General features: G+C 71.0%; 8 protein-coding genes. 4 read left to right on the forward strand and 4 right to left on the reverse strand.

Annotated elements, in window-relative coordinates; translation table 11 throughout:
* Positions 1-1024: penicillin-binding protein activator (locus HUV01_RS09170; protein WP_174297981.1), on the forward strand; the 1024-nt coding region annotated here is incomplete at its 5' end.
* A gap of 54 nt (positions 1025-1078) precedes the next feature.
* Here HUV01_RS09170 and hemW read toward each other — a convergent pair.
* The 3 genes from hemW to rph all read right to left on the reverse strand — a co-directional run bounded on the left by hemW (position 1079) and on the right by rph (position 3689).
* Positions 1079-2275 (reverse strand): radical SAM family heme chaperone HemW, encoded by a 1197-nt coding sequence (gene hemW / locus HUV01_RS09175; protein WP_174297982.1) that lies wholly within the window; start codon positions 2273-2275, stop codon positions 1079-1081.
* Positions 2276-2340: 65 nt separating this feature from the next.
* The gene (gene rdgB / locus HUV01_RS09180; protein ID WP_174297983.1) at positions 2341-2979 is read right to left on the reverse strand and encodes an RdgB/HAM1 family non-canonical purine NTP pyrophosphatase; all 639 of its coding nucleotides are present in this window, start codon (positions 2977-2979) and stop codon (positions 2341-2343) included.
* Positions 2976-3689: a ribonuclease PH gene (gene rph / locus HUV01_RS09185; RefSeq protein ID WP_174297984.1), complete on the reverse strand. Its 714-nt coding sequence runs from the start codon at positions 3687-3689 to the stop codon at positions 2976-2978. The genes rdgB and rph overlap by 4 nt, the downstream gene beginning before the upstream one ends.
* 204 nt (positions 3690-3893) lie before the next feature.
* Here rph and HUV01_RS09190 point away from each other — a divergent pair, with 204 nt between their 5' ends.
* Genes HUV01_RS09190 through HUV01_RS09200 form a run of 3 tightly spaced genes read left to right on the forward strand, consistent with a single transcriptional unit; the run spans position 3894 to position 6047 of the window.
* The gene (locus tag HUV01_RS09190) at positions 3894-4388 is read left to right on the forward strand and encodes a hypothetical protein (protein ID WP_174297985.1); all 495 of its coding nucleotides are present in this window, start codon (positions 3894-3896) and stop codon (positions 4386-4388) included.
* A gap of 31 nt (positions 4389-4419) precedes the next feature.
* Positions 4420-5481 (forward strand): heat-inducible transcriptional repressor HrcA, encoded by a 1062-nt coding sequence (gene hrcA / locus HUV01_RS09195; RefSeq protein ID WP_174297986.1) that lies wholly within the window; start codon positions 4420-4422, stop codon positions 5479-5481.
* Positions 5482-5507: 26 nt separating this feature from the next.
* Positions 5508-6047: a nucleotide exchange factor GrpE gene (locus tag HUV01_RS09200; RefSeq protein ID WP_174297987.1), complete on the forward strand. Its 540-nt coding sequence runs from the start codon at positions 5508-5510 to the stop codon at positions 6045-6047.
* Positions 6048-6115: 68 nt separating this feature from the next.
* On the opposite strand, the gene HUV01_RS09205 is transcribed toward HUV01_RS09200, so the two are convergent.
* On the reverse strand, positions 6116-8537 hold a 2422-nt coding region (locus tag HUV01_RS09205), incomplete at its 5' end, for a TonB-dependent receptor (protein WP_174297988.1).

Below are 8537 nucleotides of genomic sequence, written 5' to 3' on the forward strand. Positions count from 1 at the left end.
CGTGGTGCAGGACGCGGCCCGCCACCGCGTCGCGCTGCTGGTGCCGCTGACCGGGCGCAACGCGGCGCTGGGCCAGAGCCTCGCCAACGCCACGCAGCTGGCGCTGCTCGACACGGGCAACGACAAGGTGCGGATCACCACCTACGACACGGCGGCGGGCGCGGCGGCGGCGACCGATCGCGCGCTGGCCGACGGCGCGCAGCTGATCGTGGGTCCGCTGCTGGCGGAGGACGTGCGCGCGGCGGTGCCGGCGGCGCGGGCGGCGCATGTCCCGGTCGTCAGCTTCTCGAACGACGTGTCGGTGGCGGGGCCGGGCTCCTATGTGCTGGGCTACGCGCCGGCGCAGTCGGTGGAGCGCGTGGTAGGCTTCGCGCGCGCGCACGGCGTCGCGAACTTCGGCGCGCTGGTGCCCAACGCGCTCTATGGCCAGCGCACCTCGACCGCGTTCCTGCGCGCGGTGGAGGCGGACGGCGGCAAGGTCATCGCGCTCCAGACGTTCGACCGCGCGACCGGCGGGATCGCGGCGGCGTCCGCGGTGCTGGCGCGGAAGGGTCCGTACGACGGCGTGCTGGTGGCGGACAGCGGGGCCAATGCCGCGCTGGCGCAGCCGCTGCTGAAGCGGGGGAGCGACTCGCTGCACCTGCTGGGCACCGAACTGTGGAACTCGGAAGCCACGCTGGCCAGCCGCCCGGCGCTGAACGGCGCCTGGTTCGCCAGCGTCTCGGACACGCTGTACCGCCAGTATCGCACCAAGTACCGCGCCCGCTTCGGCGCGGACCCGTACCGCCTGTCGAGCCTGGGCTATGACGCGGTGCTGCTGGTGGTGCGGATCGCGCGCGACTGGCCGGTGGGGGCAGGCTTTCCGGAGGCCCGCCTGCGCGACCGCGGCGGCTTTTCCGGCATCGACGGCGCCTTCCGCTTCGGCCGCGACGGCGTGGCCGAACGCGCGCTGGAGGTCCATGAGGTGAGAGGGGGCGCGGTGACGGTGGTCAGCCCCGCGCCGCTGGGCTTCGAGGATCGGTAGGAGGAGGCGACCGGGCCACGTCGACCCCCGGCCCGGCCCACGTCCGCCGCCGCGTCAACCCGCCACCACCTCCGGCAGGATCGCGTCCAGCAGCAGCATCCCCGCCTCGCGCACGCGCAGCCGGTCGCCGTCGCGGGCCACGAGGCCCAGCACGGCCAGCTGCTCCACCGCCTGGGCGTCGATCGGCGCCGGCCCCCCGCCCAGCGCGGCGATGCGGGCGAGGTCGACGCCTTCGCGCAGGCGCAGCCCCATCAGCAGTGCCTCGACCGCGCGGGTATGCGGGGCGAGCGGCTCCTCCGCCTCGATGCCGTGGCCGTTGCGGTCGACCGCCGCCAGCCAGTTCTCCGGCTTCTTCCGGCGCACGGTCGCGAGGCCATCGCGCCGCCCGTGCGCGCCCGGCCCCACGCCGGCATAATCGCCGTAGCGCCAGTAGGTCAGGTTGTGGCGGCTCTCCGCACCCGGTCGCGCGTGGTTGCTGATCTCGTACGCCGGCAGGCCCGCCGCCCGCGTCATCGCGCGGGTCGCCTCGAACAGGTCCGCCGCCGCGTCGCCGTCGGGCAGAACCAGCCGGCCCGCCGCCGCCTCCGTCGCGAAGCGCGTGCCGGGCTCCACCGTCAGCTGGTAGAGCGACAGATGCCCGGTCCCGAACGCCAGCGCGCGGGCGAGCTCCGCTTCCCACGCCGCCAGCGACTGACCGGGACGCGCGGTGATGAGGTCGAACGACACGCGCGGGAACGCGCCCTGCGCGACGGCCAGCGCACCCAGCCCCTCCGCCACGTCATGCGCCCTGCCCAGAAAGCGGAGCGCCGCGTCGTCGAGTGCCTGCAACCCCAGGCTCACCCGGTTGACGCCGGCGCGCGCGAGGTCCGCGAACCGCGCCGCCTCTACCGACGATGGGTTCGCCTCCAGCGTGATCTCGACGTCGGGCGCCAGCGGCCAGTGCGCGGCGGCGGCGTCCAGCACCGCCGCCACCGTTTCCGGCGGCATCAGCGAAGGGGTGCCGCCGCCGAAGAACACCGATCCCAGCCGGCGCCCGGGCAACGCCGCCGCCTCGTGCGCCAGGTCCGCGAGCAGCGCCGCCCGCCACCGCGCCTGGTCCACGCCCGCGCGGACATGGCTGTTGAAGTCGCAATACGGACATTTCGAGACGCAGAACGGCCAGTGGACGTAAAGCGCGAAGTCCGCCGATGCGACGTCAGGAGGCGCGGCATCGGGAAGCGCGAGGTCCGCCGGCGCGGTACCGACGGACATAGTCGTCCGGCGCGTGCCTGGGACAGGGACGCCGCCCGTCGCCATGTCGCGCCGGGCAGGCGGCATCAGAACACCGCCGCCACCAGTTGCCGGAACGCATCCGCGCGGTGGCTGATCGCGTGCTTCTCCGCCGGATCGAGCTCGGCATAGCTGCGCGTGTCGCCCAGCGGCACGAACACGGGGTCGTAGCCGAAGCCCACCGTCCCGCGCGGCGGCCAGGTCAGCGTGCCGTCAGCTCGCCCCTCGAACCACTGGACGTGCCCGTCGGGCCAGGCGAGCGCGAGCGTGCAGACGAAGTGCGCACTCCGGCTCGCGCCCGGCCCCTTCGCGGCGAGCGCGTCCTCCACGCGGGTCATCGCCAGCGTCCAGTCGCGCGCGCCGTCGCCCGTCTCCGCCCAGTTCGCCGTCCGCACTCCCGGATCGCCGCCCAGCGCCTCGACGCACAGGCCCGAATCGTCGGCCAGCGCCGGCAGGCCCGACAGGTCGGCGGCCGACCGTGCCTTCAGCTCGGCGTTGGCGAGGAAGGTCGTGCCGGTCTCCTCGGGCTCGGGAAGGTCCAGTTCCTTCGCCGACACGGGCTCGACGCCGTACGGGGCCAGCAGCGCCCTGATCTCGCGCACCTTGCCCTCGTTGTGGCTGGCGATCACCAGTCGGCCGGGCGCGAGCTTGCGGATCGCCTGCGGGGCCACGTCGTCCCCGCTCACGCGACCGCGCGTTCCTGCGCGGCGAAGATGTCGGCGCAGCCGATGCGGGCGAGGCGGAGCAGGCGGAGCAGCGCCTCCTCGTCATAGGTCGCGCCCTCGGCGGTCGCCTGCACCTCGGCGATGTGGCCGTTCTCCAGCAGCACGAAGTTCGCGTCGGCGTCGGCGGCGCTGTCCTCGGGATAATCGAGGTCCAGCACCGGCGTGCCCTCGAAGATGCCGCACGATACCGCCGCGACCTTCTGGCGGATCGGATCGGCGGACAGCTTTCCGGTCGCCATCAGCGTGTTGACCGCCAGCCGCAGCGCGACCCAGGCGCCGCTGATCGACGCGGTGCGCGTGCCGCCGTCCGCCTGGATGACGTCGCAGTCCAGCGTGACCTGCCGCTCGCCCAGCGCCTTCATGTCGCAGACGGCGCGCAGGGAGCGCCCGATCAGCCGCTGGATCTCCTGCGTCCGGCCGGACTGCTTGCCCTTGGCCGCCTCGCGGCCGCTGCGGGTGTGGGTGGCGCGCGGCAGCATGCCGTATTCCGCCGTCACCCAGCCCTCGCCCTTGCCGCGCAGGAACGGCGGCACGCGCTCCTCGACGCTGGCGGTGACGAGGACCTTGGTGTCGCCGAAGCCGACGAGCACCGACCCTTCCGCATGGCGGGTGAAGTGCGGCTGGATGCTGATCGCTCGCATCTGGTCGGGGCTGCGGCCGGAAGGGCGCATCATCTGTCTCCAAGATTCCGTTCGGGCCACCCAAGTTCCGTTCGTGCTGAGCTTGTCGAAGCACCGTTCTTGCCTCGAAGAAAGGCAGCCCTTCGACAAGCTCAGGGCGAACGGGTTTTAGGGTCTCGGCCCGAACGGGGTAGGGTGGGCGTGGCAGTGCGCTTAGTGCGAAGCGCGCCGGGGCGCCAGTGTCGGAGACGGGCGATGCGGGCGGCGATGATCCTTGGCACGGCCCTCATGCTGGCGGGCTGCGGCCACTTGCCGTTCGGGCGCCGCGCCGCGTCGCGCGGGGGCGAGACGATTACCTATCGGGCGCTGCCGACCGGCTTCTGCCTAAGCTGCGCCGGTTACACGATCACGCTCGGTCCGGACGGTCAGGGCATCTTCACCGGGGAGCGAAACACGGTCGTGGTTGGGGACAGGCGCTTCGCCGCGAGCCTGGACGCGGTCCGCGCCTTCACGAGCCGCTTGCGCGAATATCGGCCGACCGGAGAGGTGCTGATGACCGGCCCGCCGTTCTGCAAGATCGTGAGCACGGATCAGAACACGGTCGACATACGGTGGCAGGGCGTGGAGGGCCGGCCACCCCACCTTACCTTCTACGGCGGCTGCGACGTCGAGAAGAACCGCAAGATGGCGGCGGCGCTGTTCTCCGCTCCCTCACTCCTTCCAATCGCCGACCTCGTCGGCGCGCATTGAGCCCGCTTCCCACTCCGCCTACACCCCGTCCATGGTTGCCGCCCCGCCGATCCGAGACCTGACCGATCGCGCTCGCGACGTGTTCCGGCTGGTGGTGGACTCCTATCTGGCGACCGGCGCGCCGGTGGGGTCCAGGACGCTGGCGCAGGCGTCGGGCCTCAATCTGTCGCCCGCCTCGATCCGCACGGTGATGCAGGAGCTGGAGGAGCGCGGCCTGCTCGCCAGCCCGCATGTCTCCGCCGGGCGGCTGCCCACCGATCTTGGCTTGCGCCTGTTCGTCGACGGCATGATGCAGGCGCTGGAGCCATCGGCCGACGAACGCGCGCACATCGCCGGCCGGGCCGATCGCGCGGGCGGCCCGGTCGAGGACGCGATCGCCGCCACCACGGCGGCGCTGTCCGGGCTTTCGGCATGCGCCGGCCTCGTGATGGTGCCCAAGCGGGAACTCAGGCTGCGCTCGATCGGCTTCGTGCCACTGTCGCACGGCGCGGCGGGGGGCCAGGCGCTGGCGGTGCTGGTCAGCGAGGACGGCTCGGTCGAGAACCGCGTGCTCGACCTGCCGCCCGGCATCGGCCCGTCCGCGCTGGTCGAAGCGGGCAACTACATGAGCGCGGTCCTGTCCGGCCTGACGCTCGCGGAGGCGCGTGCGCGCGTCGAGCGCGAGATCGCCGCCGGCCATGCCGCGATCGACGGCGCCGCGCGCGCGCTGGTCGAGCAGGGCCTGGCGGTGTGGAGCGAGGACGGCGAGCGCCGCCCCGTGCTGATCGTGCGCGGGCAGGGCCGGCTCCTCGATGCGGCGGCGGCGGCGGACCTCGACCGGATACGCGACCTGCTCGACGATCTGGAGGGCAAGCAGGACGTCGCCCGCCTGCTCGACTCGGCGCGCGCCGGGGATGCGACCCGCATCTTCATCGGCGCGGAGAACAAGCTGTTCGCACTCAGCGGCTCGTCCGTCATCGCCAAGCCCTTCCGGGGCCTGGATGGCGAGGTGGTCGGCGTAGTGGGGGTGATCGGCCCGACCCGGTTGAACTATGCGCGGGTTGTGCCGATAGTGGATTTCACCGCCGCCACGCTCGCCCGCCTGATGGGGTGAGAATAATCAGCTACTTGGGGACACCGATGACCGACACCAGCCAGGACCTGCGGGAGGAAACCGCCGAGGGCGCACCCGAACTCGCCGAGCATGACGGCCATGCCGCGCGCCTCGCCGACCTGGAGGAGCAGCTCGCCGCGACGAGGCAGGAAGTGCTGTACGCGCAGGCGGAGACGCAGAACGTCCGCCGCCGCGCCGAGAAGGAGGCGGTCGACGCGCGCGCCTATGCAGCCACCAGCTTCGCGCGCGACGTCCTGTCGGTCAGCGACAATCTGGAGCGTGCGCTCGCCTCGATCCCCGCCGAGCTGCGCGGCGACGACAAGTTCAAGGGCCTCGTCGCCGGGCTGGACGCGACCGGGCGCGAGCTTGCCGCGATCTTCACGCGCAACGGCATCGCGCGCGTGGTGTCGATCGGCGAGATGCTCGATCCCAACAAGCATCAGGCGATGATGGAGATGCCGAGCGACCAGCCGCCGGGCACGATCGTGCAGGAGATGCAGCCGGGCTACACGATCAAGGACCGGTTGCTGCGCCCCGCGCTGGTCGCGGTGGCGCGGGCCGGCTGACGCGGATGAGTTGACGCGGACGAGTTGATGGGGGGCCGCCCCTTCCCGCGAGGGAAGGGGCGGACCGGTCAGAACTTCGCCGCGAGTTCCAGGCCCCAGGTGCGCGGCGGGTTGTAGTTGGCATAATCGCCCAGGATGCCGCCATAGCTGGTCGAGACCAAGGTCGTGCCGTTGTAGTTCAGCACCGGCGACGAGTTGGCGGCGGACCGGCGATAGATGTACGTGTGGTTCAGGAGGTTGCGGCTCCACACCGATACCGTGACCTTGTTGTGGTCCGTCACCGCGATGTCGGCCAGCGCCAGGCGGCCGTTCATGACGAAGCTCGGGTCGGTCTTCGTCGGCTCGAGCTGGAAGCTGTACTGGCTGCTCGCATAGTTGCCGTCGATATGCAGGCGGACGCTCGCGGCGCCGAAGCTGACCGGCATCACATAGTCGATCGAGCCCGACGCGGCGTTGTTGGGCGTGTAGACGATATAGAGCTGTTGCGGCAGGCCGCCCGTCAGCGGGTTCACCGCCGACGGCGCCTTCCAGTAGGTGTAGGCGTAGGACGCCGCCAGCGTGAGCGCCGGGACCGGCTTCACAGTCAGGTCGGCCTCGACGCCGCGGATCCTGCTGTTGCCGGCGTTCTGCGTCTGCTCGATATGCGCGCCGCTCGTCGGGCTGCCGGCGGTCGTGTCGAACTGGTCGAAGTCGAACTGCGTGTTGCTGCGGTTCATGATGTAGCCGGCGACGTTCAGGCGCGCGCGGTGATCGAGGAAGTCCATCTTCGCGCCGATCTCGTACGACTTGACTGATTCGGGGCCGAACGCGTTGAACTGCTGCGACCGGTCGTTGGCGCCGCCCGCGCGGAAGCCGGTCGCATACTTGCCGTATACGTGGACGTCTGGCGTCACGTCGACCAGGGCGTTGAACATCGGATCGAAGCGGTTGACCTCGTTGGCGAAGGTGAACGGCGTCGCGACGTTGTTGACGACGAACAGCCGGCCGTGGCGCTTGTCCTTGGTGTAGCGGCCACCGGCGGTGAGGTGGACCATGTCGAGCCCGGCGGGCGTGTACGTCAGGTTGCCGAACGCCGAGTAGTTGTGGTCGCTCGCCTCGCTGTCGCGGGTCACGAACTGCGATCCCGGCTGATAGCCGGAGTTCTGGCCGCTAAGCGTGCCGGTGACGATCGGACTGCGGATGACGTAGCCGGTGCCGTCCGCGTTCCAGGTGTTGCTCAGCGGGGTCGCGGCGTATTCGTTGGCGTCCTCGGTGTAGTAGTAGAGGCCCAGGACGTAGTCGAACTGCGGGATGCTGCCGACCGCCTGGAACTCCTGGCTGAACTGGTGCTGGTTGAAGAACGACAGGCTGTAGCGGCTGAAGTTCGTGTTGGGGGCAAAGACGCCGCGCTCGGGTCCGCCGGAATTGTCCCACTGGTCGGTATGGACGCCGCGCCAGGCGGTGATCGAGCGTAGCTCGATCCCGGGCGCCAGCTTGTATTTCAGGTTCGCCGAGACGCCGTGGGTGATGTCGACGCTCGGCTGCTGCGGCACGCCGACGTCCGCGACATACTGCCGGTCGGAATGCACGCCGACGATCGGCGCCTTTGGCGCGATGCACGGCCGGGTGGTCGTGTTGGTGGCCAGGATGGTGCCGCCGCACGCGGCGCCGTTCAGGTACAGCTGCGTGCCGACGAGGCCGGTCGTCGGGTTGGTGTAGGTCCCGACCGCGTAGCCGTTGGGATTGTAGCTGACCAGCTGGCTGAAGTTGGGCGAGTTGTCGTCCTTCGCATAGTCATAGGCGAAGTCGGCGGTCAGGCCCTCGACCGGCTGCCAGCGCGCGGCGACGCGGCCTCCCTTGCGGTCGTAATAGTTCCAGCCGGTCGATCCCGCGAGCGGGTCCTTCACTGTCGGGTCCTGGTGCTGATACACGCCGTCGAACTTGAGCGAGATGTTATAGAAGGTCGGCAGGTCGAGATGCGCCTCGGTGTTGCGGCTGCCGAAATTGCCGACGCCGGCGGTGACGCGGCCCTCGAAGACGCCGCTCGGCGCGCGGGAGACGAGCGACAGCGCCCCGCCCTCGGTGTTGCGGCCGAACAGCGTGCCCTGCGGGCCCTTCAAAACCTCGATCCGATCGATGTCGAACAACGCGGCGTTCAGCCCTTGCGTCTTCCCGAGCGAGACGCCGTCGATATACACGCCGACGCCGCCGTCGCGCGCCGTCTGGTTCTGGTCATAGGGGACGATGCCGCGGATGCCGATCGTCAGCGCGGACTGGCGCGCCTCGAACGTGGCGACGCGCAGGCTGGGCACCGAACCGTCGGCGAGGTTGAACAGGCTGAGGACATGGCGGTCCTGCAGCGCCTGCGTGTTGAGCACGCTGATCGAGATCGGCGTCGACTGCAGGTTCGTCTCGCGCCGGGTGGCGGTGACGATGACGTCGGCGATCCCGGTCGACTGGCCGGCGTCGGCGCCGCCCGCGGTCTGCTCGGTCGGCGCGGCGCCGGCCGGG

The organism is Sphingomonas bacterium (assembly GCF_903643035.1).
Classification (GTDB): domain Bacteria; phylum Pseudomonadota; class Alphaproteobacteria; order Sphingomonadales; family Sphingomonadaceae; genus Sphingomonas.